This is a genomic window from Mycobacterium shunyiense (assembly GCF_058270075.1).
In genome coordinates this window covers 63,874-89,967 of the sequence record NZ_JBZDPU010000027.1, presented here as the reverse complement: position 1 = coordinate 89,967, position 26,094 = coordinate 63,874, and the positions used below count along the sequence as shown (strand labels likewise).

The window sequence follows — 26,094 nt, the reverse complement described above, 5'->3', positions numbered from 1 at the left end:
CCATGACCCAGATCATCGATCGTCCTGCCGCTCAGGGGGATTCGCCGGACCCGTGGGAGCGGGAGCTGACTCCGCTCAGGAGGCCCGCGCCCCCGCGGTCCGAGCCTGCGGTCGCCGAACTGACCATGGTCGCGGCCATCAACCGGGCGCTACGTGACGCCATGGCTGCCGATGAACATGTCCTGGTGTTCGGCGAGGACGTCGCCACCCTCGGTGGCGTCTTCCGGGTCACCGAGGGGCTGGCCGAAACCTTCGGTGCCGACCGGTGCTTCGACACTCCACTGGCCGAATCGGCGATCATCGGTATCTCCATCGGCCTCGCGATCCGCGGTTTCGTCCCGGTCCCGGAGATGCAGTTCGACGGATTCAGCTATCCCGCCTTCGACCAGATCGCCAGCCACCTGGCTAAATATCACATGCGCACTCACGGTGACGTGAAGATGCCGGTGACGGTGCGGATTCCGTCGTTCGGCGGTATCGGCGCGGTCGAGCATCACTCGGAGTCCACCGAGTCGTACTGGCTGCACACCGCCGGCCTCAAGGTCGTCGTACCGTCGACCCCGTCGGATGCGTACTGGCTGCTGCGGTATGCGATCAGCAGCCCCGATCCGGTGATCTTCCTGGAGCCCAAGCGGCGCTACTGGGCCCGCGAACTCGTCGACACGAGCGCACCTGCGCCGCCGATCGGCCGGGCCGCGGTGCGGCGCAACGGAACCGACGTCACGGTCATCACCTACGGCGGGCTGGTGGGCACCGCGCTCAACGCTGCCGAGCTGGCCGCCGACCGCGGCTGGAGCCTTGAGGTGGTGGACCTGCGATCACTCAACCCGCTCGACTTCGACACCGTCGCGGCCGCGGTGCAGCGCACCGGTCGTGCGGTGGTGATGCACGAAGGCCCTCGGACTCTGGGCTTCGGTGCCGAACTTGCCGCCCGGATCTCCGAGGAATGTTTCTACGACCTTGAGGCACCGGTGTTGCGCGCCACGGGTTTTGACACACCGTATCCCCCTGCCCGGCTGGAGAAGGCGTGGCTGCCCGGCGTCGACCGGTTGCTCGACTGTGTCGAGCGTGCGCTGGAACAGCCGTGAACCGCGAGTTTCTGGTCCCTGATCTCGGCGAGGGCCTGCAGGACGCCACCATCACCAGCTGGAGTGTCGCGGTGGGCGACACGGTCGAACTCAACCAGACACTGTGCACCGTCGAGACGAACAAGGCCGAGGTGGAGATCCCCAGTCCGTTCGCTGGGCAGGTGCTCGAACTCGGCGGCGCGGCAGGGGATACCTTGACCGTCGGGTCGTTGCTGGTCCGGATCGATGCCGGTGAGCCGGCCGCTGCCCCCACCCTTCCTGCGAAAAACGGTGCGACGCAGCGTAAATCGGTGCTGGTCGGATACGGCGCCGACGACAGCATGGATGCCAGTAGGCGAACGCCACCAACGGGTGACCGGGCTCGTGCCAAACCACCGGTGCGGAAACTGGCAGCTGATCTGCAGGTGGACCTCGACGCACTTGCCCCGGGATCCGGGCCCGAGGGGATCGTCACCCGCGACGATGTGCTGGCCGCCGCGGGTAATTCGGAGAATCTCGATGTCACTGGCGTGCAGGCCGCCATGGCGCGAAGGATGTCTCTGTCGCACAAGGAAATTCCTGATGCCCACGCCCGCGTCGAGGTCGATTGCAGTGCGTTGTTGCAGCTGCGCGACCGGATTCGGGCCGCCGATGCGGAGCTGCCCGTCACACCGTTCGTGCTGACGCTGCGGCTGCTGGTGATGGCGCTGGGGCGGCATCAACTGCTGAACTCCACGTGGCTGGAAACCACGGAAGGTGCTCAGATCCACCGGCATCCGGCCGTGCACCTGGGCTTCGGGGTGGCCGCACCGCGTGGCCTGCTGGTTCCCGTGGTCCGTGACGCGCAGACCATGACGACCCGGCAGTTGGCCGCTGCGGTCGCCAGGCTCGTGGAGCGGGCCAGAGCCGGCACACTCAGCCCGGCGGAGCTCAGCGGGTCGACGTTCACGGTGTCGAACTTCGGTGCCCTCGGCCTGGACGACGGCGCACCAGTGATCAACTATCCGGAGGCGGCGATTCTGGGCATGGGTTCGATCAAACCGCGACCAGTCGTCGTGGACGGTGCGGTGGCGGCCCGCCCGACCATGTCGTTGACGTGTGTATTCGACCACCGCGTCGTCGACGGCGCGCAGGCCGCGGCATTCCTGGTTGACCTGCGCGCCCTGGTCGAGGCGCCCGAGCTCGCCGTGCTGGACCTCTAGGGGAGAGTTGTAGCCCACTACTTCCGCTTGGCGGCAGCCAAACGCGCTGCGAACTCGGGAGATTCGATCGAGCGTGCCTGCGGACCGAGTTCGATGTCAACGGCTGTCCCGTGCTGGTCGGTGTCGACCGTTCCCGGATTGGCGGTGGCCCGCATTGAGGCCTTCGTGGCGATCACCACGTCACGCGGAGCACTGGCGGGGCCCGCGGCGAGCATGCGCGCGGCGCCCACCGGATCCTCGGCGATCGACAGCGCCAACCCGTGGCGCACCGCGGATTCGGCGTCGAAGCGCATGCCGAACAACAGTGCCGCCCGGGCCACCTGTGGGCCGACGCCTCGCTGCAGCATCCAGGTGGCGCCGCCGCCGGGGTGGATGCCCAGCTTCTGGAACCGTGGATCGAACAGCGCGCCCGGGCCGGCGATGCGGACATCGGCGGCCAGCGCCAGGTTCAGGCCCGCGCCGACTGCGGCGCCGTTGACCGCGGCGATCGTCGGCAGCGTGCAGTTGGCGACCGCCAGGAACCCGTCGTAGATCTTGCGCAGCCCGTCCTCGGTGGCCTCGCCGAGCGCGGTGAGGTCGGCCCCGGCGCAGAACGCCTTGCCCGCACCCGTGACGATCACGGCGTGCACGTCGGGGTTGGCCTCGGCCCCCTCGACCGCGGCGCGCAGGGCTGCCGACATCTCGAAGGTCACCGCATTGCGGCGATCGGGATCGTTGACGGTGATGACTGCGATGTGATCGTCGACGCTGACCAACACTGAATCCGGCACCAAGCCACCCTAGCCTCCGTGGGTATTGCCCGTGAGCGTCACGCCAGAGTGGCGCCCGCGCTCGCGCGCCACTCTGGCGTGACATTCGGCGCGGGGTATTCGGCACGTGATGTTCGGCGCGGGTGACCACAAATGTTCATCGGAACGTCGGCCCCATTGCCCAGCGGTCCCGCCGGCATGAGCGGACAATGATTCGGTGACGGCTGACATTGCCGGTATTTCTGGCGCGCAGTCGGCAACGCCGACGCGGCGTCGGCTCCTCTTCATGGCAGCCGGGGCGATCTTCCTGCTCGATCTGGGGACCAAGGCGCTGGCGGTGGGCACGCTCGAACCGGGCCATCCCGTCCCGTTATTGGGCACCTGGCTGTCCTGCGAGCTCACCCGCAATTCCGGTGCCGCCATGTCGATGGCCGCGGACCGGACCGTGCTGCTGACCATCGTCGTCCTGTCCGTGGCTGCGGCCATCGCCTGGATCGGTGTGAACGTCCGCTCTCGGTGGTGGGCCGTGGGTCTGGGGACCATCCTCGGCGGCGCCGGGGGGAACCTCATCGATCGATTCTTCCGTGCCCCTGGTCCGATGCGGGGGCACGTGGTCGACTTTCTGGCCATCGGCCCGATGCCGGTGTTCAACGTCGCCGATCTCGCCGTGCTGTCAGGTGTGGTCTGGTTGATTGCGTTGTCGCTGTCGGGTTTTCCGTTCAACGGCGCCGCCCGGAGCCCGGAGCCGCATGCTGGAAACTAATCCCGACCACCGGGTCGGTTCAGCGGACGACCGGCCGAGCGCCGCATGGCACGAGACCCGCACTGCGATGGTCCTTGCCGGAGTCGGGGCCGTGGTGGCCATCGGTGCGCTGGTGTTGGCGATTCTGATGACGTCACACCAGTCGGTGCTGCCTCCTCAACCTGATCGGCTGACGCCGGTGACGCCGGTGAAGCCGTCGTCGCGCGCGGTGACTACCAGCACGAGCACGACGCCGCGGACGCCGGTGAGCACCAGCGAGGACATCGGACCTTCGACTGCGCCACCGCCACCCCCGGAAGCCCCGTCCGACACAACCGCGCCGCCGACCACGACGATGTCGAATCCCTATGCCACGACTTCGGTGCCCAACGGGGCCGCGTTCTGATGCGTACTGACCGACACGCGCGAGGACCGGGTCAGCCGAACCCGATTCCGATGCCACCCGAGATGTCGTCGTCGGGCTCGTTGGGGCACGAAACGTCTACGTAGACAGTCGTGTTCGACGGGTCGACGCCGGGTGACCGATCGGGATTGTGAACCGCCGTTGCCCGGCAGCGTGTGAGTGGCTCGCTGCTGACTCCGCTGACCCAGTTGATTTGGACGTTGTAGCCCTTCGCGGTGAGATCGTTGATCGTGTCGGCGGCCGATCGGGTGCCTGCCGTCGGGTCCGCTACGGCAGATGGAGCCAGGACCATGCCGACACACAGCGCTGCGAAGGGTGTGAACACCTTCGCGCAACGCACTACTCGTCGCATGATGACCCTTCCGGCGGTCGGATCGGCTTGTGCCAGTCTATTCCGCCGGCAAAGGTATGACGTGGTTCAGGAATTCGAGCCCTCGTCGGGGCATTGCACATCGACGTAGACCGTTACGTCTGACTTGGGTAGGGGCGGCGACCCGCGGTTGGGATTGTGGATCGAATTGACGCGGCACAGCGACAGCGACAATGTGCTCTTGCCGCCGACCCAGTTGATCGCCACGTTGTAGCCCTCGGCGCTGAGGGCCGAGATCGTTTCGTCGGCCCGTTGGCCGCTGCCCGCAGTCGGCTCCGCCGTGGCAACCGGGGTGGCCCCGATTGCGATGGCCGGTATGAGCACAACCAGTCCGACGATCTTCGTATATCGAGCATGGAACAGCATCCCGACCCTCCTGACGGTCGGATCTCATGCTGTCGCTCTCACCGGTAGCCCCGGCCGTCATCAGTCAGTGTATTCCTGGTGTACGGAAAGTTAACAGAAAGTGACGGAATATTTGCGCGGCCGACAGCTCCGGGCCGGTCTGGCTCGGCTCACGCAGCGGTAGGGGCCAAGAAAATCGGGCAGCCTCCGGGATTACCGGACGCTGCCCGAATGTGTCAGGGAGCAGGTGGCGCGGGAGGTGCTCCCGGCGCCGGCGGAGCTCCTGGTGCCGGAGGCGGTGCAGCCGGATCCGGCAGGTACTCACCGAGACCCGAAGGCACGTTCGTCCCGGGTGGCGGTGCGGTGCCCGGAAGCGGTTCACCGAGTTGCTCTTTGGGCAGCTGGCCGAGCATCGCGCCACGCAGGTTCCCGTTGCGGTACATGTCGCGCATGTTCCGCATCCAGTCGAGCCCGGAGATGTCCGCGTTCTCCTGACCCGGCGGGACCCCGACCACGGTGCCCTGACCGGGCGCCGACGGTTTCTCGTTCTGCGGGAAGAAGTTTCCGTTGTTGAACGCCCTGAGGTTGGGTGCCTCGGTCGGGGGCGGTCCACCCGGTGCCGACGGCACCGTGTACTGCCCGAGCAGCGCACCGGGACTCATGTCGACCCCGTTGGGGACGCCGAGGCGTCCAGGTGCCGTCTCGGTCCCGGTCTGTCCGAGTACCGACAACCCGCTCGGCCCGAGGGGTGCGCCCATCAGGGGCACGTCGGGTCCGGGTGGGGGAGCCGGAGCAGGAGCCGGGGCGGCGACCGCGGGAGCACCGGGAACCTCTGGTGGCGCCGGGTCGGCGGCGGCGGTTGCCGAACAGGCAACCGCCGCGCCGACCACGAACAGCCCGGCTGCGGCGAAGGCGGCCATCGCATTCTTGATCGCGAATGTGGCGTCCGGGTTCTCGCTCATACCTTCGTGTTTCGCTTTCACGCCCAGCCCGTCAGACCGACTTGGTGACGCCGTAGTAAGCGACCACATCGTCGGTGTCGGTGGTGGAGCTGGTCAGGGTCGCGTAGGACCGCAGGAAGGACTGGCCGACGCAGCCGTCCACCTTGATGTGAACGTCCTTGAGGGTGACGCGCACCGGTGCGGCCTTGAACGACTTCTTGTTCACCGAGACGTTGGTGACGGTACCGGGCTTGGGGTGGACCTCCAAGGTGCCCGAGATCGGCATGCTCACCCCGGTCGGGATGATGCCGGCCAGCGTCGAGCCCGACGTGCTCAGACCGATGGACCCGATCAGACGGACCTGGCCCAGCTCGATTCCGCAGCCGATCTGGTAGCCCGTGTCCAGCGTGCCGCCCGTCAGCGAGGTGGATCCGCCGCCGGTGACGGTGCCGGTGAAGGTGGCTCCCACCATGTACTCACGTGACGATGCCGCGGTGGTCAGCGGCGCGACCGGCAGCTGGCTCTCGTCTTTGGCCGACACTGTGAGTTTCCAGCCGTCGGGGGTGGTGACCACGCCCGGCTCGGCGGAGGCGACCAGCCCGTTGTCCGGCGGTGGTCCGGCATCGACGGGTGCGGCGGGATCCGGCGGTGGTGGCGGCGGGTCGGCCGACGCGAGGGGCGCCAGCGCAACCGGGGCCAATATACAGACAGCGGCCAATGTGGCGAAACGATTCAACATGCGGGAACTTGTGCCTCTCATGGGGTTCGAATCCGAGGTATCGGCGTCGTGATCGGGGCGAAAGATGGTCGGTGCCGTCGCGAGGCCGCGGTCAGACGGCCTTGGTGACGCCGAGGTAGGTGACGACGTCGTCGGTGTTGTCGGTGGAGCTGGTCAGCGTCGCGTAAGTGCGGATGAACGACTGACCGGCGCACTGATCGAACTTGATACGCACGCCCGTGATCGTCACGCGAGTGCCCGTGCCCTTGAACGACTTCTTGTCGATCGGAACGATGGTCACGGTGCCGGGCTTGAGGTAGACCTTGCCCTGCAGGCTGACACCGGTACCGAGGCTGGCATCGCCGGCCGAACCGGTGAACGGGATCTTGATGCCCGGGGTGAAGCTGATGCCCGGGTTGATTTCCGTTTCGTCAGTGATGATGCCGCAACCGATCTGGGCGCCGGCTTCGAGCGTGCCGCCGGTCAGTTTGGTCTTGCCCCCGCCCGATACCTTTCCGTTGAAGGTGCCGCCGACGAGGTACTCACGTGACGACACCGCGGTGGTCAGTGGTGCGACCGGCAGCAGGGTTTCGTTGGATCCGGCGACCGTCACGTGCCAGCCGTCGGGGGTGTCGAGGACTCCGGGGGGCGAGGAGGGCACTGCGCCCGTGTCCGGTGGGGGCGGGGCGGGCGCCGCCGCTGCGGCGGGCACCGCGGGGTCCGGCGGCGGCGGGGGATCTGCATATGCAAGGGGCGCAATCGCTACAGGGGCCAACATGCAGACTGCAGCCAGGGGGGCAAAACGACTCAACATGCGTGAACTTGCGCCTCTCGTGGTTTTGGGCCCTGCGTTATGCGACGCGCCGTGGTCGTCAAAACTCAAAGGGCCCAAGGAATCTGTCGCGACGAATCATGAACCGGTCGCGTTTCGGTTTGGTGAACAACGTCCCAACAGTTGCCACCTCATTTCCGTCGAGCTGGAATCGCCGAACCTGTGAGATTGCTGGGAAATGGCGTGTGCTGCAGCGCATTACATATATGAGGCATCGACGGGTGCGGCCGGCGCACAATGGACGACCGTTAGGGGGAACGGGTTGGCCTGCAGTTCACCTTTTGGACATGTGGACCCTCGACGGTGAGGTGCATCCGGGGGGACGGCAGATGCGTCGATGAGGCGCGGACGTCAACTGTGGCGCCTTGGCGTCGAACTGCTATCCGACTGACGGAGGAATCGTTGAGGTCGTCTCAGGTGTACGAGCGAGGCGTGGCATCGTTGCTCATTGCCTTCAGCATTGGGTTTGGTTCCGCGCCCGCCGCGTTCGCGGAACCCGGCGATGAGGCGGGCGCACCGGGGCCGGCGGCGCCCGCGGTGCCCGAGTTGCCGCCGGTGACAGCGGGTGCGCCGGTTGCGGGTCCGGTGCCGGTGCCGGTCGCGAGTACGGATGACCCTGGCGTGCCTGCGGTTACGGCTTGCTCGACGTTCGCCAACGCGCTCGATTCGGCATCAACCTTCTACGGCGATTTCGCCGATTCGATCGAAGGTGTGGAGCGGCCCGACTACGGGGATCCGACCATCAGTACGACGAACACCAGTGGCCGGACGGCGCTGCGTGAAGCCGCCGCGTCGGCGATGAATGCCGCAGGCACACCGGGACTCTCGCCCGACATTGCCAACCCGATGCGCTCATGGTCTTTCGGTGCCACCAAGCTGCTGCTGAAGATGGGGCTGCGGACCGGCGGTCAATCGCTCAACGACACGGCGACCCAGCTCAACAACGATGCCAACAACGCGCAGATGGCCTGTGCCGCCGCGGGCACACACGCCTGACGAAGCGCCAATCACGTTGGAATGATTGGGTAATCGCGGCTCGGGCCGGCACCTGCGATCTTTGAACTTTCACCCACCTGCGCGGTGCACCGTGCCTCCAGTAAAGGATTGCCGTGATCCGGCTTGTGATCTCGTTGGTTGCGCTCGTGCTGATGGCCACCAGTTGTTCCGGCAACTCCGACACAGTCCCGGGGCCGCCGAAGGACGTGCCCAAGTCGGCACTCGAGGGTCTGCTGCTCAGCACCGAAGAGGTCAACACGCTGATGGGGACCGACGGGATGACAGCGCACCCACCGGTCACGGAGATGAGCGACCATCGCAACCTGCTGCCCAACCTGAACTGCCTGGGCGCCTGGCAGGTAAACGAGTCCGCCATCTACGGGGATCACTGGGCCGCGATGCGCCAGGTGCTGCTGCGGGCACCGGACAATGACAACTGGGAGAACCTTCTGGTGCAGTCGGTGGTGATCTTTCCGTCTGCGCAGGACGCCGACGACTTCCTTGCTCAGTCGGCGGAACGCTGGTCCAAGTGCACCGACCACAAGGTGAACATCACGCTCAACGGTGAACCGCTGCCCAAGTGGAAGAGCGGCACGCTCACCAGAACCGAAGACGAACTCACCCTGCCGTTCACTCGCGTCGACGGTGACCAGACCCGCGACTGCCAGCGCGCGCTGGCCGCCGCCGCGAACCTCGTCATGGACATCCAAGCGTGCAAGCCGGCGGGATCCTCAGTGACCCAGGCAGCCGACGTGGTGGACAAGATCAAGGCCGCGATGCCTCGATGAGGAGTGCTGACCACGGGGTAGTCTGAGCCACGCAGCTGGTTTGTCGGCGCCGGGACGTTTACGGTGCCGACATCGAGCGTCGCAGGCTGATCGAGATGCGACGTGAGAGGGAACCCGGTGAGAATCCGGGACTGTCCCGCAGCGGTATGCAGGAACGACCGCCGTCATCAGCACTGGCCCGCAGAAATGTGCGGCTGGGAAGCGACGGCCAGTAGGAGCACGGTCCACGTGCGTGCCTGTGAGTCCGAAGACCTGCCAGCCGTACCGGGCGCGCCGCGTCCGGTGGTTCATCGCCTCGCGGAATGGGCAGTGGCCGAAAGCGGTTCACTCGTGGCGGGTGCCTGCGTTCGGCTCGGTGTCTCCTGGCGGTGGCCATCCTCTTCGTACGTTGAAGGACCTCGTCATGAGCACAACCGCAACACCGTTTTCCGCCACCATTCTGGGGTCACCCCGAATCGGGCCCAATCGTGAACTCAAGCGTGCCGTCGAGAAGTACTGGGCCGGGCGGATCGATCGCGCCGAACTGGAGTCCGTCGCCGCTACTTTGCGCCGCGACACCTGGAAGGCGCTGGTCGCGGCCGGGCTGGATTCGGTCCCGGTCAACGATTTCTCCTATTACGACCAGGTGCTCGACACAGCGGTCCTGGTCGGTGCCCTGCCGTCCCGGGTCGACGGCATCGCCGATGACCTCGACCGCTACTTCGCCGCGGCTCGCGGGAACGACGACATCGCGCCGCTGGAGATGACCAAGTGGTTCGACACCAACTACCACTACATCGTGCCCGAGATCGGGCCGGGCACCACCTTCGCGCTCAACCCGGCGAAGATACTCGGTGAGCTGGAAGAGGCGGCAGCCCAAGGTGTTCCGGCTCGCCCGGTGGTGGTCGGCCCGATCACGTTCCTGGCCCTGTCCAAGGCGGTCGAGGGCGCCGACGCTCCCACGGCCAGGCTGGACGAGCTCGTCGGTGTGTACGCCGAACTGCTCGCGGTGCTCGCGGACAAGGGCGTCACGTGGGTACAGATCGACGAACCCGTCCTGGTGACCGACATCCTCGACAATGCTGCCGAGCTGGCTGAGCGCACATACACCCGGCTGGCCGAGCTGGCGAAGCGGCCGGCGATCTTCGTCGCGACCTACTTCGGTGCACTCACCGACGCGTTGCCCGCTCTGGCGCGGACGCCGGTCGAAGCGATTGGCATCGATTTGGTGGCCGGATCTGCCTCGGCGCTGTCAGCGGTTCCCGAGCTTGCGGGCAAGCTGCTGGTGGCGGGCGTGGTCGACGGGCGCAACATCTGGCGTACCAATCTTGAAAGCGCGCTGCACACCCTGACCGCACTCCCCGGAAATGCCAAGGCAGTTGCAGTTTCGACGTCGTGCTCGACTCTGCATGTGCCGTACACGCTCGACCCGGAAGACGGTCTCGACGACGCGCTGCGCAGCTGGTTGGCGTTCGGCGCCGAGAAGGTCTTCGAGGTGGCGACTCTGGCGGTAGCGCTGCGCGACGGCGAAGAGAAGGTGGCCGCCGAGATCGAGTCGTCCAACGCTGCGGCCGCGTCGAGAGCCGGCGATCCCCGGCTCCACAACGACAGCGTGCGGGCTCGGCTGGAGTCCGTCCTGGCGGGCGGCATCAGCCGCGGTGCCGCCACCGAACGTCAGAGGGCGCAGGATGAGCGGCTCAGCCTGCCGTCGCTGCCGACCACCACAATCGGCTCGTTCCCGCAGACCGTCGACATCCGCAAGGCGCGGGCGGCGCTGGTGGCCGGCGAGATCGACGAGGCCGAGTACCGCAACCGGATGCAGGCCGAGATTGAATCGGTGATCCGGCTGCAGGAGCAGCTTGGGTTGGACGTGCTCGTGCACGGTGAACCCGAACGCAACGACATGGTGCAGTATTTCGCCGAGCAGCTCGACGGCTTCTTCGCCACCAAGAACGGGTGGGTCCAGTCGTATGGCAGCCGTTGTGTCCGTCCGCCGGTGTTGTTCGGTGACGTCACTCGTCAGCAGCCGATGACGGTTGACTGGGCTACGTACGCGCAGTCGCTCACCGACAAGCCGGTCAAGGGCATGCTCACCGGGCCGGTGACCATCTTGGCTTGGTCTTTCGTCCGCGATGACCAGCCGTTGGCCGACACCGCTTTTCAGGTCGCCCTGGCAATCCGGGACGAGACGGTGGACCTGCAGTCGGCAGGTATCGCGATCATCCAGGTCGACGAGCCCGCGCTACGCGAACTGCTGCCGCTACGCACCAAGGACAAGGAGGCCTATCTGAGTTGGGCGGTCGACGCGTTCCGGCTGTCCACCTCCGGGGTTGCCGACTCCACGCAGATCCACACCCACCTGTGCTATTCGGAGTTCGGTGAGGTGATTGGGGCCATCGCCGACCTGGATGCCGATGTGACGTCGATCGAGGCGGCCCGATCGCATATGGAGGTGCTCGATGACCTCAACGGCATCGGCTTCTCCAACAGCGTCGGCCCGGGTGTGTACGACATCCACTCGCCCCGGGTGCCCGGGGTCGACGAGATCGTCACATCATTGCGGGAGGCGCTCAAAGCCGTTCCGGCCGAGCGGCTCTGGGTCAATCCCGACTGCGGTTTGAAGACCCGGACCACTGATGAGGTGACCGAGTCGCTCAAGCATCTGGTCACCGCTACCGCGAAGGTGCGCGCGGGGTAGCCCGGTGTCGGGGTCAGCTCGTGGCGGTCTGAGCGTTGAGCCAGGCCGCCAACGAGCGCCCGGCCTCCAGAACGTGGCGCTCGGCGATGGTGCGGGCGGCCTCGGCGTCCTTGGCCTCCAGGGCGTCCAGCAGCTGCTCGTGCTCGTCGAGCGAGTGTTTCTCATGCTCGGGAAACACCGTCAGGAAGTTCGACGGCACCACCCGTGCGGCCTGTCGGATCTGGGTCAGCAAGCGAGGGGAGTGGGCGGCGCGGTGAATCTCCTGGTGGAACAGCCAGTTTGCCTCGCCGATGCTGTCCTCGCCCGACCGCCGGGCAACGTCGGCGGCCAGTTCGCGTAGCCGGGCGAGTTCGTCAGGTGTGATTCGTTCGGCCGCCCAGGCGGCGGCCTGCCCGGTGAGGACACCGAGGATGGTGAAGCTGTCGGTCACGTCTTCGGACTTGACGCCGATGACGGTGATCCCGCTGCGGGGAGCCACCCGCACCAGCCCTTCGAAGGACAGTTCCAGCAGCGCCTCCCGTACCGGGGTGCGGCTGGTCGCGAACTCTTCGGTGATGGCATCGAGGTCGATGCGTGACCCGGGCGCGAGCACGCCGGTGATGATCCGGTCGCGCAGTTCGCGAGCCGCGCGCTCGCGAACGGTGCCTGAGATGTCAAGCGGGGTCATCCGTGCAGCGTACCGATCCGTCAAACATCATCCTTGATATCTGATATATCAGATGTTAGATTCCGAACATGCGGACAGATCAGATGGCGCTCGTGGCATTCATGCAGGCAGGAAGCACCTCGGTATACGCGGGTTCGTGGCGTCACCCAGCGACCGAGCACGGCTATCTCGACGCGTCGTATTACGCGAAGGTCGGCCGGCAGCTCGAAGAAGGTTGCTTCGACCTGATGTTCTTCGACGACCGCCTGGCGATGCCCGGGATCTACGGCGGCTCGGTAGACGAGGCGGTCCGCTATGGGGCACGGCCGGTCAAGCTGGATCTGAGTGTCATCCTCGGAGTGCTCGCGCAGACGACGTCCCACATCGGACTCGGTGCCACCTACTCGACTACCTATTACGCCCCATTCCACGTCGCCCGCACCTTCGCGACGCTGGACCATCTGTCCCGCGGGCGAGCGGCGTGGAACGTCGTCACCTCGGTCAACGACAGCGAGGCGCAGAACTTCGGTCTGGAATCCCACCTCGGTCACGACGAGCGCTACGACCGCGCCGACGAGTTCCTCGACGTGGTCGCGGGACTCTGGGACACCTGGGAGGACGGCGCGATCCAGCACGATCGGGCATCTGGCTACTACGCCGATCCGGGCAAGGTGCACGAACTCGGCCACGTCGGCCGTTACTTCTCCTCGCGTGGCCCGCTGACCGTGCCGCGCACGCCGCAGGGGCGTCCGGTCATTCTCCAGGCCGGTTCGTCGGGCCGGGGGCGTGAATTCGCCTCACGCTGGGCAGATCTCATCTTCACCGGCGATCCTGGCATCGATGTGGCACGCGAGCATTACGGCGATCAGAAAGCGCGAATCGCCGCCACCGGGCGGGATCCCTCATCGGTGCGGATCTGTCCGATGGCGTACGCGGTGGTAGGCGAGTCCGAATCCCATGCCAAGGAACGTGAGGACATGTTCCTCAACGACCTGGTGGATCCGATGGCGTCGCTGACCCTGCTGTCGGAGTTGATGAACTACGACTTCGCCCAGCACGATCTCGACGACCCGGTGACCGATGAGCTGATCGCCTCGGTCTCGGGCATCCGGGGCCTGGTGCAGAACCTGCGCGCACATATCGGCGGGGACAAGGTGACGGTGCGCGACCTGGCGGGACATCGTGCCACCCTGCTGCAAGGCCCACGCTTCGTCGGCACCGGAACGCAGGTGGCGGACCAGATGGAGGAGTGGTTCACCAGCGGCGCCTGCGACGGATTCGTCATGGCCGCAACGCATTCCCCGGGATCCTACGAGGACTTCGTCCGGATGGTGGTGCCAGAGCTGCAGCATCGGGGATTGTTCCGCACCCAATACAGCGGGTCCACTCTGCGTGACCACCTGGGTCTGGATCGGCCCGCCGGCGCACTCACCAGGTCCGCGTCGTAGATGGGCGGCATGCTCAGCGGGATTCGGGTGCTCGACCTCGCCACGCTCGCGGCGGCCCCCCTGGCCGCGACGTATCTGGGCGAGTTCGGAGCTGATGTCATCAAGGTTGAACAGCCCGGGCAGGGTGACCCCATCCGCACCTGGGGCAACCAACGTGACGGTGTCGGGTTGATGTGGAAGTCAGTGTCCCGCAACAAGAAATCGGTGACCGCCAATCTGCGGGTGACCGAAGGCCAGGATCTGGTGCGGCGCCTGGTCGAGAAGTCGGACGTCGTGATCGTCAACACCCGGCCGCAGACACTGGCCAAATGGGGTCTGGATTACGAGTCGTTGCGGTTGGTCAACAATCGTGTCGTGATGCTGCACATCACCGGGTACGGACTGTCCGGGCCCAAGAGCGAGCGCCCCGGGTTCGGCACACTGGGCGAGGCGATGAGCGGATTCGCCCATGTGACAGGCGAAGCCGAAGGTCCGCCGACTCTGCCCCCATTCATGCTCGCCGACGGGGTGGCGTCGCTGAACGCCGCCTATGCCGTGATGATGGCGCTCTATCACCGCGACGTGCACGGCGCCGGTGGTCAATTGATCGACATCAATCTCGTCGACCCGCTGGCTCGACTGCTGGAGCAGAACCTGTTGGGGTATGACCAGCTCGGTATCGTTCCGCGCCGCGCAGGCAATCGCTGGGACATATCAGCGCCCCGCAACACCTATCGCACGTCCGATGGGCGTTGGCTGGCCATGTCCGGAAGTTCGCCGAGCCTGGCATTGAGGGTATTCCGCGCCATCGGACGCGATGACCTGGTGTCCGACGACGATTTCTCGGATCCTCAGCGTCGGTTGGCGCGCGCCGCCGAAGTTGACTCGGTTGTCGCGGAATGGGTTGCCGCGCATACCTTGTCGGAGGCAATGGCGGTGTTCGACGCTGCCGAAGTGGCCGCCGCGCCAGTGTACGAGATCGCCGATCTGGTGGCTGACGAGCAACTGCAGCATCGTGGAGTGTTCGTATCGGTCGCCGACGACGAACTCGGCGCCATGACGGTGCAGGCGCCGGTCCCGAGATTCTCGGGGAACGCCGGGAGGGTGGACTCGCTGGGCCCCCGACTCGGTGAACACAACGCCGAGGTCTACCACGAGCTGTTGGGTCTGACAGCTGAAGAAATCGATCACTTGCACACCGTTGGTGTGCTCTGACACTCAGTTATGCAAAGGAATTCACATCTCATGACCAATCTGGTTCGCCGTTCTGAGCTCGCCCTGCCTGCCTGCAATGACCACATGTTCATCAAGGGAGTCACCTGCGGTGCCGACTTGGTGTTCCTTGATCTGGAGGACGCGACTCCGGTGGGGCTCAAGGTGGAGTCGCGGGCCAAGGCCATCCGGGCGCTGACCGAGCTCGACTGGGGCCGGACCGCACGCGCGATCCGGATCAACGGTCTCGACACCCCGTGGTGCCACGACGACATCATCGAGGTCGTCACTCATGCCGGTGCCCAACTCGACACCATCGTCATCCCCAAGGCCCGCACCGCCAAGGACGTCTGGTGGGTCGACCTGCTGCTGACCCAGCTGGAAGAAAAGCTGGCCTTGGAGAAGAAGATTCGGCTTGAGGTACTGATCGAGGAGGTCGAAGGACTGGCCAACGCCGAGGAGATCGTACGGGCGAGCCCGCGACTGGACGCGGTGATCTTCGGCGTCGGCGACTTCTCGCTGTCCCAGGGTGCACGGGTGGACACCAATTTCGTGCCGATGGGTGAGTACCCCGGTGACTTCTGGGCGTATGCGCGCAACAAGATCATGGTCGCGGCGCGAATCGCCGGAATCGACGCCATCGACTCTCCGTACCCCGACTACGCGGACGTTGCCGGCTACGAGGCCGAGGCGCGTCGATCGTCGCTATACGGCTACACCGGAAAATGGGCCATCCACCCCAGCCAGGTGCCGATCGCCAATGAGGTATTCGCCCCGTCGGCCGAGGAGGTCGCATTGGCGCACCGCAACGTCGCGGCGTACCGGGAGGCCGAGGCGGCGGGTCGTGGAGCGGTCGGAGTCGAGGGTGTTCTCGTCGACGCCGCTCATGTGAAGAAGGCCGAAGAGGTATTGGCCCGCGCCGCGCTGATCGGCGTCGCGTAGGCCCACTACTGCGATGTATCAACCGAACTCGATGACGTTGGTAGGCGCTCGGAAGCGCTGGAGCGAGCGGGTTCGGTAGACGAGTGCCGCGGCGCGCGACAGGACCTTGCCGCGTCCCGCCGGCATCTCGAGTTCGTGTACGGCACGAACGCCGCGGATGGCACGCAGCTCGTCATACCGGTCGGCGGTCAACGAGAACGGCATCGGCGGCGCGGTGTACTCCTTGCTGAGTTTGATGCCGCGTCGCTGCGAGTACCAGCTCAGAAATCGAGGGACGCTGTCGAAGATCAGCTGTCCTCCGGGGAATCTGGCGGCACATGCCGCGATGAGATCCAACACCGCGTCGCGCTCCAGGTATTGGAATAAGCCCTCGGCGGTGATCAGCACACCATTGGTGGGGTCGACATGGTCCATCCAGGAGTAGTCGAACGCGGACTGTGCCAGGTGGCGGAGTCGGTCCGAGGGCGGAAGCAGTTGCTGACGCAGTCGCACAATCGGCTCCAGATCCACAGAGAGCCAATTCATCTCGCCATTGTCGAGGCGCCAGAAGCTGGTCTGCAGGCCCTCGGCCAGGGCAACCACGGTGGCCCGCGGCTGCAACTGCAGATAACGGCGGGTGGCGTTGTCGAACGCGACGGCCCGCAGGGCGGTGGCCTGGTGCGTACGGCCGAAATGCTGGTAGTCGTACCCGAGGCTGTCGCGCAGCGCGATCGCCAGCGGGTCCTCGATGATGCCGTCGGGACGCGCCGCCTCGGCTGCTCTCTGGTGCAGGGTCAGGAGCGCGGTCTCTGAGATCGCGGTCAGGTGACGAGCGTCGATGACTGGCATGCGCCGACCGTACCCGTGAACGCACAAGCAGCGGCACACGTGTCACACCATCGAGAGTCATTGCCCCGGTTGACCGGTCAATACCGACTTCTCGGGAACTTTCTGGCGCACGGGCCCGACTAGCTGAATTACGAGGCAACGCGTACCGGGCTGTGTGGTCGCAATCAACGCTCATGCGAGGAGGTGATGACGTGACCGCACCGCTCTGGTTTGCGGTGCCTCCTGAGGTGCATTCGGCTTTGTTGACCGCCGGACCCGGTCCAGGATCCCTGGTTGCGGCAGCTGCCCAGTGGCAGGGCTTGAGTGCGCAATACAGCGCAGCGGCGGTGGAACTCACGCAGATCCTGGCCGACGTGCAGACCAGCAGTTGGGAAGGGCCCAGCGCCGCACAGTATGTGGCTGCCCACGGCCCTTACCTGGCGTGGCTGGAGCAGGCTTCAGCCGACAGTGCCGTCACCGCCGCGCAGCATGAGGCGGTCGCTGCGGCGTACAGCAGCGCGCTGGCAACCATGCCGACCCTGGCGGAACTCGCGGTGAACCATGTCACCCACGGCGTGCTGCTGGCCACCAACTTCTTCGGTATCAACACCATTCCGATCGCACTCAACGAGGCCGATTACGTGCGGATGTGGTTTCAGGCGGCCGAATCGATGGCCACCTACGAAGCGGCGGCCGCGAGCGCGTACTCGGTGGTTCCGCAGACCCGGCCGGCTCCGTCGATCCTGGCGCCGGGGGGAGAAGCGCCGAGCGAGCTGCAGAACACGTCGAGCACAACCTCAGGCGACCTGCCGCTGAACGACATCTGGAAGCTGATCTCGGACCTCATCTCGGGAGCCGGCAATCCCCAACAGCTCCTTGAAACGTTCCAACAGTTCTTCGCGCAACTGGGTTTCAACCCGGCCGAGACCGCCATCCTCGCCGCCATCGCGTTGGTGCTCTACGACATGCTCTGGTACCCGTACTACGCCTCGTACTCGCTACTGCTCCTGCCGTTCTTCGCGCCGGCGCTCAGTGCCCTCAGCGCGTTGAGCGCACTGACGCTGCTGCAGAACCGGGTTCCGGTACCTGGCTCGATGCCAGGACCCGCCGATGTCGACGCCGGCCATCGCGCCGGCGGGTCGGTCGATGTCCGAATGCCGCTGCCCCTGTCCACGGGGCCAACAGCACTTCCGCAGCCCACTACGGGGTCAGGTGTACCCGCCCCGAGCAGTCCTGGTGCCGCGGGCGGACCGGCAGGCCCGTCCCTCGCTGGCTACGCCGTACCGGGTCTGGATCCGCCGGCAGTGGCGGCAGGTCCGAGGGCCGGTGCGAAATCCCCTGGAGAAATGGCGGATACCTTGGCCACCGTCGCGGCGGCCAGGGCAGCGGTCATCGCGCGTACTCGTCGAAAGCAGTCTGGTCGCGACCGAGACCGCGCCCGGAGCTACCGCCACGAATTTCTGGAGGACACCGAGGCAGCGGAGGTCCCTGATAGCGGCCGACCCGCGTCACCGCTCTCCAGTGCCCAGGGGGTAACCACTCTCGGGTTCTCCGGCGCCGCTGCGGTCGCCGCGAATGCAACCGCGGCGGGGATGGTTCGGTCTGAAAGCTCCGGAGAATCCGTCCCGATGCTGCCGGCCACCTGGACAGGTAGTTCACAGAAAAATCCCGAATAGCCGGAACTTTCAACGAGTTTGATTCGACCAATCCGGTAGTCGCACAACTGTGCCGAACGAGGAGAAGAGTTGACGCTGAATGTGTTGGGGGAGGGGCTCGGGGCGCACGTCACGGGAATCGACCCCAAAAATCTCGACGGCATCACCAGGGACGAGATCAGGGAGATCGTCTATCAGAACAAGCTGGTGATTCTGAAAGACGTTCATCCGACGCCCGAGGAATTCCTCCGGTTGGGCCGCATCGTCGGCGACGTCGTCACGTACTACGAGCCGATCTATCACCACAAAGACCACCCGGAGATCTTCGTTTCCTCCACCGAGGAGGGGCTCGGCGTCCCGAGGACCGGTGCGTTCTGGCACATCGACTACATGTTCATGCCCGAGCCGTTCGCATTCTCGATGGTGGTACCTCTCGCCGTGCCGGGGACTGACCGAGGGACCTACTTCATCGATCTGAACAAGGTGTGGGAATCCCTGCCCGATGCCGTGCGCGACCCCGTCCGTGGCACCTTCGCCACGCATGATCCGCGGCGGCACATCAAGATTCGCCCGCATGACGTGTACAAGCCGATCGGCGAGGTATGGGATGAGATCTCCAGGACCACGCCTCCGATCGCCTGGCCGACGGTGATCAGACACCCGAAGACCGGGCAGGAGATCCTGTACATCTGCGCATCCGGCACCACGAAGATCGAGGACGAGAACGGAAGTGTTCTGGATCCCACTGTGCTGCAGGATCTCATGACCGCCACCGGGCAGCTCGATCCGGATTTCACCTCGCCGTTCATCCATGCCCAGCACTACGAAGTGGGCGATGTCGTGTTGTGGGACAACCGGGTTCTGATGCACCGGGCGAAACACGGAACGACGCCAGGAACTCTGACGACACATCGGCTGACCATGCTGGACGGCCTCACAACACCGGGATATGGGGTATGAGAATGAGCACCGCCGAAACACTGTCTGTGGTCACGAGTGGGTACGACATCACCCACATGGCGCCGATCCCCGAGGATCTGCTGGTCAAGGTGTTGGAACCCTATTCCTACAAAGGGTGTCGGTACCTTCTCGATGCGGAATACGAGGCCACCGAGACCTCGGTATCCGCCGTGGGGAACTTCAGCATCAAAGAGCCCGCATACATCCGGGACACCGGTCACTTCAACGCCGCCGAATGGGTCCTGTGCTTCAACCAACTCGCGTACAGCGCATTTGCGCCGGCCATCCTCAACGAGGTGATACCCGAATTCCGGGGTTGGTCGATCGAGGACTACTTCAACTATCAACTCCCCAGCATGTTGATCAAGACGACCAAATCGCGGTTCAAGCGTCCGATCAAGTCCCAGAAGTTCTCGGCGCGGTTGCTGTGCAAGGACTTCGAGGTGGTCGACCGGACGATCCGCTATCTCAAGATTCCGTGCACGGTCGAATTCTGGGATGAGGACGGGGGCGCCGCATCCGGCGAAGTCGAACTGGCCGCACTCAACATCCCCTGACCTTCTACGAGAGCAAGATGGCTATGACACCCCCACCATCCACGGTGCTGGAACGCATCGCCGAGCGGGCGCGACAACGTCCCGAGGCGATCGCCCTCCGTCGCTGCGACGGATCCAGCTCGATTCGGTACCGGGACCTGATGGCCGAAGTGGACAGGATGGCAGCCGATCTCGCCTCCCGATCGGTCGCTCGGGGACACCGTGTGTTCGTCGTCTCGGACAATGGACCCGAGACCTACCTGTCGGTGCTGGCCTGTGCTGCAGTGGGCGCCATCGCGGTCATGGTGGACGGCGGACTGCCTCCGGCAACCGTTGACCGTTTCGGCGAAATCACCAACCCCGCTGCGATTTTGACCGCACCGGGCTGCCGGCTGCAAACGTCCGACCTCTCGAGTTCGCTCCAGGCAATCCCTGCCTTCGATGTCAACATCGCCGCAGGCGCGGCCGACCGCGCTGACCAACCGGTGTCAGACCCATCGCCCCGCGATCTCGTCGATGGAGCAGATCACCCGCTGGCGATGATCTTCACCAGTGGCACGACCGGCGCGCCGAAAGCCGTGCTGTTGCCCAACCGGACTTTCTACTCCATCGCCGACATCCTGAAGCGAGCGGAGTTGACCTGGGTTGACTGGGTCGTCGGCGAAACGACCTACTCACCGTTGCCCGCGACGCACATCGGCGGTCTCTGGTGGATCCTCAATTGCCTGATGCAGGGCGGCCTCTGCATCACCGGCGGTGAGACTTCCGCGTCGATCGCCGAGATCCTCACCGCGAACGACGTCGCGACGACGTGCCTGGTGCCCACGCTCCTGACCCGCCTCGTGGCCGAACTGCGGGCCGCCGGAAAACCGGTCCCGCCAGCACTGCGCATGGTGGGTTACGGCGGATCCCGCGCGGTTGCCTCCGATGTCAGCTTTGTCGAAGCTGCCGGGGTTCATACCGCTCAGGTCTACGGGCTCAGCGAAACCGGCTGCACCGCATTGTGTCTTCCCACCGAGGAAGGGTCGGTCGCCAGGATCGAAGCCGGGGCGGTCGGGCGGCCGTATCCCGGCGTGGAGGTCCATCTGGACGGTGACGGCAGCGGTCCACCCACCAGGTCCTCCTCCGGTTCGGCGTCTTCGGGCACGCTGTGGATCAAGTCCCCGGCGAACATGTTGGGGTATTGGGAAGACGCCGATCGCACCGCCGAAGCTCTGGTCGACGGGTGGGTGAACACGGGAGACCTTCTCGATCGTCACGACGACGGCTTCTTCTACATCAGGGGGCGGTCATCGGAGATGATCATCTCCGGAGGTGTCAACATCGCGCCCGATGAGGTCGATCGAATCGCCGAGCGGGTAGCGGGCGTCGAGGAGGCAGCCTGCTTCGAGATCCCCGACGAGGAGTTCGGCGCGCTGGTGGGTCTGGCTGTGGTCACGTCGATGGGCATGGACGATTCCGGGGCCAGGAGGCTCAAGCACGCCATTGCGGCCCGCTTCCGAGAGGAATCTGAGCCGATGGCCAGGCCGTCGACAATCAGGTTCGTGCAGGAGATTCCCCGCACCCAGTCCGGCAAGATCATGCGGGCGGCCTTGGGCCTGGTAACCGGTGGGTGAGACGTCGAGAAGCAGAATCCTCGCTGCACTCGCTGAGGTGCTCTACGTCGACGAGTCAGATCTTATCGACGGTGACGCCACCGACCTACGAGATCTCGGGCTGGACTCCGTTCGCTTCGTGCTGTTGATGAAGCAGCTCGGCATCGATCGGGAATCGGATGTTCCGCGGCGGCTGGCGGACAACCTGTCGCTCGCGGGATGGGTCCAGGAGTTGGAGAAGCTGGGTGAACCTGCCTGAAGATTCTCATTTGCAACGCATTCCGCTGAGTCGATCACAGCAGAACATCTTCAACGGGCTGCTGCAGGATGATGATCCGCACCTGTACCTGATCGGAAGGCACTACCGGTTGCGTCCGACGCCGCAGCCGGAGTTCCTGGCCGCTCTACGGAAGACCATCCGCGCCAACCCGGTTCAGCTGTGTGTGCTGTCGGCGCCGTCCGATCCCGGCGGTTATCCCGAGCTCGTGCCGCGGCTGGCCGCCGACGATATCGTGCAGGTGTCCGGTAGCGACGCCTACGCCGCGCTGTCGCACGAGTGGGAATCGGGTATCTTCGCAACGCCATTGGCGCGCTATACCGTGCATCTCGACAGCAGTGGCCTGGTTGTCGGCCTTGCTGCCCACGCGCATCACATTCTGCTCGACGGGGGAGCGATCGGCATCATCGAAGCCGACCTGGGGCGCTTCCTTTCCGGCGCCGACCCTGGTGACACCACCTGCGTTCATGCCGGCCTGACCGGTGTCGCCACCGCTCACCGCCGAGAGGCGACCCGGATCGACAAATCTCTCACGGGGCTCACCACCGTTGTGCAGCGGGAGCTCGCCGCGGCTGCCGAGGAGGGGGGTCACGGACCTGCGGCCGCTGGCGGCCCCGCCACCGCGGCCAGAGGGGTTCTCGTCGAAACTGTGGTGGTCCGCGGCGAAGACTACGACCAGATCGTTGATCTGGCGGCCCGGGGGAACATCCCGCTCAACATCCTCGTCGCGGCGGCGGCAACGGCGGTGGACGCGAGCCTTCGTCACACCACCGAGAGTCTGCTGGTACATGCGGTCGACAACCGCTTCGGTGATCCTGACCTCGATGTCGCGACGTGCTTGGTCAACTCGTTGGCGCAGCCGGTCCGATTTTCTCCGTACGCCTCGGTGGCTGACCTGGTGCGCGTGGTGGACCGGGGCTATGTCAAGGCCGGCCGGCGCCGTTGGCTGCGCGAAGAGCAGTACCGCCGAATGTATCTGGCGATCAATCGGACCACCTCCGTGGAGACGTTGACGCTCAATTTTCTGCGTGAGCCCTGTGCGCCTGAGCTGGCGCCGTTCTTGTCGGACGCACCGGTGACGTCGGATATCGGACCGGTCGAGGGCATCACGGTGGCGGCCGTGCTCGACGAGCACCACCACACATTGACCCTCAACATGTGGAATCGGCCCGATCTGCCCCGGGAGAGTGTCTCGAACGTGGCGACCCGGATCGCGGCCGCCCTGAAATCGATGCCGGCGATGTGGGATTCCCCGATCGCGATGACGGTCGGCGCCTGGCGACCGGTCGCCACGGACGGGTCGTTGTGTCCGGTTTCGGAAGAATCTGAGCCTGCGGCATCGCCGGCGCCCGCGTGGTTTCTCGACTGTCCCGAGACCATCGCTGAATGTCGTCGTCGCCACGCCCACGTCGATTCCTCGATCGCCTGGCTGCTCGAAATCGGTGCGGCGCCGGGCGATGTGGTGGTGTTCGCCGATGACGGCACCGACAAGACAATCGGCCTCTTGATCGGGTGTCACTTCGCGGGCTGCGGGTACAGCGTCTGCGACCGCGATGATCAGCTGAAATCGCGGGCCGAACGAATCAACCAATCCGGCAACGGGATCTCGGCGCACATCGTCGATGTCGCGTCGGCGACCATCCTGCCGCATCTCGACGGGGACCGTCGCCGCCTGGTGGAGGCCCGTGTCGAGCAGACGGCGACGGACCCGTGCCTGGCCATCAGGACCGCCTACGTCATGCCCACGTCGGGGTCGACCGGGGAACCCAAACTCGTGCACGTCAGCCACAGTGCACTCGCGACGTTCTGCGTCGGTGCGACCCGGGCATATGGCTGGGGACCGGATGACACGATCCTCCAATGTGCGCCGCTGACATCGGATATCAGCGTCGAAGAAGTGTTCGGTGCCGCACTGGCCGGGGCAGGGATCGTCCGTTCAGCCGCAGTGAAAGACACTGATCTGCAGGCCCTTACCCATGATCTGGTGGAAAGTGGAGCCACCATCGTCGATCTGCCCACCGCGCTGTGGCAGCTCTGGGGTGAGGATCTCGACGCGATCTCCGGAGTCGGCCGCTCTCGACTCCGACAGATTGTGATCGGCGGCGAGCCGGTCCGCCCGACCGTTGTCGACAAGTGGATCGACACCGTGGGCACCGAGGATGTATCGCTGGTGTCGAGCTATGGCCCGACAGAGACCACCGTCGTGGTGACCTACTTGCCGATCATCGACGGTGGCCAGGTGATCGAGTACGGCGGGCGCCTTCGACTGGGGCGACCACTCGTTCCGAACGCGGTGGTGGTCGCGTTCGGCGAAGTCGTGGTGATGGGGGAGATGGTGGCCTGCGGCTACCTCGGCGTGGACAGCGCCAGTTTCGGCTGGGTCGTGACGCCCGACGGTCGGCGACAGCGAGCCTTTTCGACTGCCGACCGGGTGACGATCGACGGTGACGGATACCCGATGTTCGCGGGACGTAAGGACGCGATCGTCAAGATCGCGGGCAAGCGCGTCGACACCGCCGAGATCACCCGACGTATCGGGACCGACCCGACCGTGGTCGACGTTGCGGTCGAGCTTCACAACGCCGGTCTGGGGGTGTGGTTCGAAACCCAGCGAACCCGCGACGGTGATGAAGACCCTGCTGCGGCAGCACGTATCAGGAACATCCTGGTGGACTCGCGGGTGCCGTCGTTCTCTGTTTCCAGCGTCGCGAGCATTCCGCGTAAGCCCGGTGGGAAGGTCGACACGGCGAGGCTGCCGGGACCTGCCGCGTCTGGATCAGGAACCCACACCGCCGAAGCAGGAGAGCGGCCCGACGGTCTCGCCGCACTCTGGAGCGTCTGCCTCGAGAGGTCGATCACACCGCATGCGTCGCTCTTGCACGAAGGCATCGGGTCATTGGACCTCGTGCGAATCCTGCCCGCTACCCGGAGGTATCTCGATCGACAGGTGTCGATCCTGGACCTCATCAGTGCCGACACCGCGGCGAACCTGGTGGACGACATGTCGTTCACCGGCAGCTGGATGGATACCGACACCGCGATGGAGATCGAGCGTGACTTCACGGGACTTTCGACGCGGGACGCCCCGACAGCGCCGAGACGACGGGGACCGTCCGCCCACGGTGCAGAGCCCGTGCTGGTGCTCGGTTCCTCCGGAGTGCTGGGGACCGGATTCGCCGAGGCGATTCTGGAGCTGACCCGCTCGGATGTGCTGCGCCCCGACCTGGTGCTGGCCACCCGATCGGACCTCCCCGACAACCGGGTCTGGACGGAGCTTCGCGGCACGCCAGGCGTCCGCATCGAGACCCTCGTCGCCGGTTTCGGTCCGGTCGAGTTGGAGGCGCTGATCCGCGAGACCGGTGCCCAGACTGTCGTCAACTGCATCGGGAACACCAACGTGGTGGTTCCTTACCGCGAACTCCGTTCGGCCAATGTGGAATTGGTGAAGACCATGGCCGATTCGTGTGCGGCGACCGGTGCCCGGCTGGTGCACCTTTCGTCCTATGTCGTCAATGCGGATGTTTCCTCGCCACACGTCGTCGACCCGTGTCAGGCTCCGTACCCCTACGCAGCCTCCAAGGCACTCGCAGAACTGGCAGTGGCCGGGGCCGGTCGAGACCTCGACTTCACGATCGTGCGCCTGCCCCGGGTCCTGGGAACAACCGAACAGGTGCGCGGGTCCGCTGACATCCTGGTGGCCGTTGCCGATGCCTGCCGTGCGCTACAGGCTTACCCGGCGGTGGAGTTGATCGAGGAAGTGACGACCGGCCGCGCGGCGGCGGAGAGCATTCTTCGCCGATTGCCCGAGTTCGGTGGACCGGACGAGCTCGGTTCCGGGATCGAGGTGATGCGCGGGCAGACGGTGGCATACCGGCAGTTGCTCGGCACGATTGCCTCCGAAGAGGTCGACAGCCACGAGTGGAAGCGCCGGTTGGACGAAAGTGATTGGGCAAGAGCCAATCCGCGGCGTTGGTCGGTGATCGACGCGTGGATCGGATTGGGCCTGCAGCTCGATGGACGCACCTACGCGGAGTACCTGGCCGGGTACCCCGCCTTACCGCTGGACGTGCGATTCGTCGGCGAGCTCGTGGCGGAGCCGACCTCGGTGCGGGCACTGCTCACCCAAGGCTCGGGAACTCAACCCGCCTGTGCAACGACTCATCAATCAGACGCCGTTAGACAGTGA

General features: G+C 65.5%; 24 protein-coding genes and 1 riboswitch. Of the genes, 16 read left to right on the top strand and 8 right to left on the bottom strand.

Translation table 11 applies throughout. The features are described 5' to 3' along the window. Positions 1–2 precede the first annotated feature (2 nt). Together AC4ELH_RS27590 and AC4ELH_RS27585 are read left to right on the top strand one after the other, a co-directional pair. Positions 3–1,088: an alpha-ketoacid dehydrogenase subunit beta gene (locus AC4ELH_RS27590; RefSeq protein ID WP_498887888.1), complete on the top strand. Its 1,086-nt coding sequence runs from the start codon at positions 3–5 to the stop codon at positions 1,086–1,088. Further along, on the top strand, positions 1,085–2,269 hold the full coding sequence (locus AC4ELH_RS27585; RefSeq protein ID WP_498887887.1) for a dihydrolipoamide acetyltransferase family protein: 1,185 nt from the start codon (positions 1,085–1,087) through the stop codon (positions 2,267–2,269). Before AC4ELH_RS27590 ends, AC4ELH_RS27585 begins: the two co-directional genes overlap by 4 nt. 17 nt (positions 2,270–2,286) lie before the next feature. On the opposite strand, the gene AC4ELH_RS27580 is transcribed toward AC4ELH_RS27585, so the two are convergent. After that, complete coding sequence (locus tag AC4ELH_RS27580; protein WP_448448242.1) at positions 2,287–3,039, bottom strand: enoyl-CoA hydratase; 753 nt, start codon at positions 3,037–3,039, stop codon at positions 2,287–2,289. Positions 3,040–3,235: 196 nt separating this feature from the next. On the opposite strand from AC4ELH_RS27580, the gene AC4ELH_RS27575 reads away from it, so the two are divergent. Then, positions 3,236–3,781, top strand: coding sequence for a signal peptidase II (locus AC4ELH_RS27575; protein ID WP_064887010.1), 546 nt, complete (start codon positions 3,236–3,238; stop codon positions 3,779–3,781). Next, complete coding sequence (locus AC4ELH_RS27570; protein ID WP_498887885.1) at positions 3,768–4,166, top strand: hypothetical protein; 399 nt, start codon at positions 3,768–3,770, stop codon at positions 4,164–4,166. Before AC4ELH_RS27575 ends, AC4ELH_RS27570 begins: the two co-directional genes overlap by 14 nt. A 31-nt stretch (positions 4,167–4,197) precedes the next feature. Here AC4ELH_RS27570 and AC4ELH_RS27565 read toward each other — a convergent pair whose 3' ends face one another. From AC4ELH_RS27565 to AC4ELH_RS27545, 5 genes are all read right to left on the bottom strand, one after another. Next, on the bottom strand, positions 4,198–4,536 hold the full coding sequence (locus tag AC4ELH_RS27565; protein ID WP_463794606.1) for a hypothetical protein: 339 nt from the start codon (positions 4,534–4,536) through the stop codon (positions 4,198–4,200). Between the two features lie 66 nt (positions 4,537–4,602). Continuing rightward, positions 4,603–4,920, bottom strand: coding sequence for a hypothetical protein (locus AC4ELH_RS27560; protein WP_064887007.1), 318 nt, complete (start codon positions 4,918–4,920; stop codon positions 4,603–4,605). Positions 4,921–5,135: 215 nt separating this feature from the next. Further along, positions 5,136–5,861 (bottom strand): hypothetical protein, encoded by a 726-nt coding sequence (locus AC4ELH_RS27555; protein WP_498887883.1) that lies wholly within the window; start codon positions 5,859–5,861, stop codon positions 5,136–5,138. A 31-nt stretch (positions 5,862–5,892) separates the two neighbouring features. Continuing rightward, the gene (locus AC4ELH_RS27550; protein WP_498887881.1) at positions 5,893–6,579 is read right to left on the bottom strand and encodes an MspA family porin; all 687 of its coding nucleotides are present in this window, start codon (positions 6,577–6,579) and stop codon (positions 5,893–5,895) included. A gap of 91 nt (positions 6,580–6,670) precedes the next feature. After that, positions 6,671–7,372, bottom strand: a complete 702-nt coding sequence (locus tag AC4ELH_RS27545) for an MspA family porin (protein WP_448448246.1) — start codon at positions 7,370–7,372, stop codon at positions 6,671–6,673. A gap of 450 nt (positions 7,373–7,822) precedes the next feature. Between AC4ELH_RS27545 and AC4ELH_RS27540 the strand changes: the two genes are divergently transcribed. The 3 genes from AC4ELH_RS27540 to metE all read left to right on the top strand — a co-directional run bounded on the left by AC4ELH_RS27540 (position 7,823) and on the right by metE (position 11,851). Continuing rightward, positions 7,823–8,386 carry an Rv2240c family protein gene (locus tag AC4ELH_RS27540; RefSeq protein ID WP_463794611.1) on the top strand — a complete coding sequence of 188 codons (564 nt, stop codon included), beginning with the start codon at positions 7,823–7,825 and terminating at the stop codon, positions 8,384–8,386. A gap of 113 nt (positions 8,387–8,499) precedes the next feature. Then, positions 8,500–9,174, top strand: coding sequence for a sensor domain-containing protein (locus tag AC4ELH_RS27535; RefSeq protein ID WP_448448248.1), 675 nt, complete (start codon positions 8,500–8,502; stop codon positions 9,172–9,174). Positions 9,175–9,231: 57 nt separating this feature from the next. Further along, positions 9,232–9,448: riboswitch (cobalamin riboswitch) on the top strand. A gap of 129 nt (positions 9,449–9,577) precedes the next feature. Then, positions 9,578–11,851, top strand: a complete 2,274-nt coding sequence (gene metE / locus AC4ELH_RS27530) for a 5-methyltetrahydropteroyltriglutamate--homocysteine S-methyltransferase (protein ID WP_498887878.1) — start codon at positions 9,578–9,580, stop codon at positions 11,849–11,851. Positions 11,852–11,864: 13 nt separating this feature from the next. On the opposite strand, the gene AC4ELH_RS27525 is transcribed toward metE, so the two are convergent. Further along, positions 11,865–12,518: a GntR family transcriptional regulator gene (locus tag AC4ELH_RS27525; protein WP_064885992.1), complete on the bottom strand. Its 654-nt coding sequence runs from the start codon at positions 12,516–12,518 to the stop codon at positions 11,865–11,867. 68 nt (positions 12,519–12,586) lie between these two features. On the opposite strand from AC4ELH_RS27525, the gene AC4ELH_RS27520 reads away from it, so the two are divergent. From AC4ELH_RS27520 to AC4ELH_RS27510, 3 genes are read left to right on the top strand one after another with little or no spacing between them, the layout of a single operon-like run. After that, complete coding sequence (locus tag AC4ELH_RS27520; protein WP_448448251.1) at positions 12,587–13,945, top strand: LLM class flavin-dependent oxidoreductase; 1,359 nt, start codon at positions 12,587–12,589, stop codon at positions 13,943–13,945. Positions 13,946–13,954: 9 nt separating this feature from the next. Then, on the top strand, positions 13,955–15,139 hold the full coding sequence (locus AC4ELH_RS27515) for a CaiB/BaiF CoA transferase family protein (RefSeq protein WP_064886039.1): 1,185 nt from the start codon (positions 13,955–13,957) through the stop codon (positions 15,137–15,139). A gap of 30 nt (positions 15,140–15,169) precedes the next feature. Then, positions 15,170–16,078, top strand: coding sequence for an HpcH/HpaI aldolase/citrate lyase family protein (locus AC4ELH_RS27510; RefSeq protein WP_064885996.1), 909 nt, complete (start codon positions 15,170–15,172; stop codon positions 16,076–16,078). Positions 16,079–16,096: 18 nt separating this feature from the next. Here AC4ELH_RS27510 and AC4ELH_RS27505 read toward each other — a convergent pair whose 3' ends face one another. After that, entirely contained in the window at positions 16,097–16,906 is an 810-nt protein-coding gene (locus AC4ELH_RS27505; RefSeq protein WP_498887875.1) for a class I SAM-dependent methyltransferase, read from the bottom strand. Between the two features lie 191 nt (positions 16,907–17,097). Here AC4ELH_RS27505 and AC4ELH_RS27500 point away from each other — a divergent pair, with 191 nt between their 5' ends. The 6 genes from AC4ELH_RS27500 to AC4ELH_RS27475 all read left to right on the top strand — a co-directional run bounded on the left by AC4ELH_RS27500 (position 17,098) and on the right by AC4ELH_RS27475 (position 26,094). Further along, a complete protein-coding gene (locus tag AC4ELH_RS27500; RefSeq protein ID WP_498887873.1) occupies positions 17,098–18,561 on the top strand; it encodes a PPE family protein in 1,464 nt (487 codons plus the stop codon). A 69-nt stretch (positions 18,562–18,630) separates the two neighbouring features. Then, positions 18,631–19,500, top strand: a complete 870-nt coding sequence (scoE, locus tag AC4ELH_RS27495; protein WP_064886003.1) for a (3R)-3-[(carboxymethyl)amino]fatty acid oxygenase/decarboxylase — start codon at positions 18,631–18,633, stop codon at positions 19,498–19,500. A 2-nt stretch (positions 19,501–19,502) separates the two neighbouring features. Continuing rightward, complete coding sequence (locus AC4ELH_RS27490; protein WP_064886005.1) at positions 19,503–20,057, top strand: FcoT family thioesterase; 555 nt, start codon at positions 19,503–19,505, stop codon at positions 20,055–20,057. Positions 20,058–20,080: 23 nt separating this feature from the next. Next, positions 20,081–21,652, top strand: coding sequence for a fatty acid--CoA ligase FadD10 (gene fadD10 / locus AC4ELH_RS27485; RefSeq protein WP_498887905.1), 1,572 nt, complete (start codon positions 20,081–20,083; stop codon positions 21,650–21,652). Then, the gene (mmaB, locus tag AC4ELH_RS27480; protein WP_064886008.1) at positions 21,645–21,890 is read left to right on the top strand and encodes an acyl carrier protein MmaB; all 246 of its coding nucleotides are present in this window, start codon (positions 21,645–21,647) and stop codon (positions 21,888–21,890) included. The genes fadD10 and mmaB overlap by 8 nt, the downstream gene beginning before the upstream one ends. Then, positions 21,877–26,094: an AMP-binding protein gene (locus AC4ELH_RS27475; RefSeq protein WP_498887870.1), complete on the top strand. Its 4,218-nt coding sequence runs from the start codon at positions 21,877–21,879 to the stop codon at positions 26,092–26,094. The genes mmaB and AC4ELH_RS27475 overlap by 14 nt, the downstream gene beginning before the upstream one ends.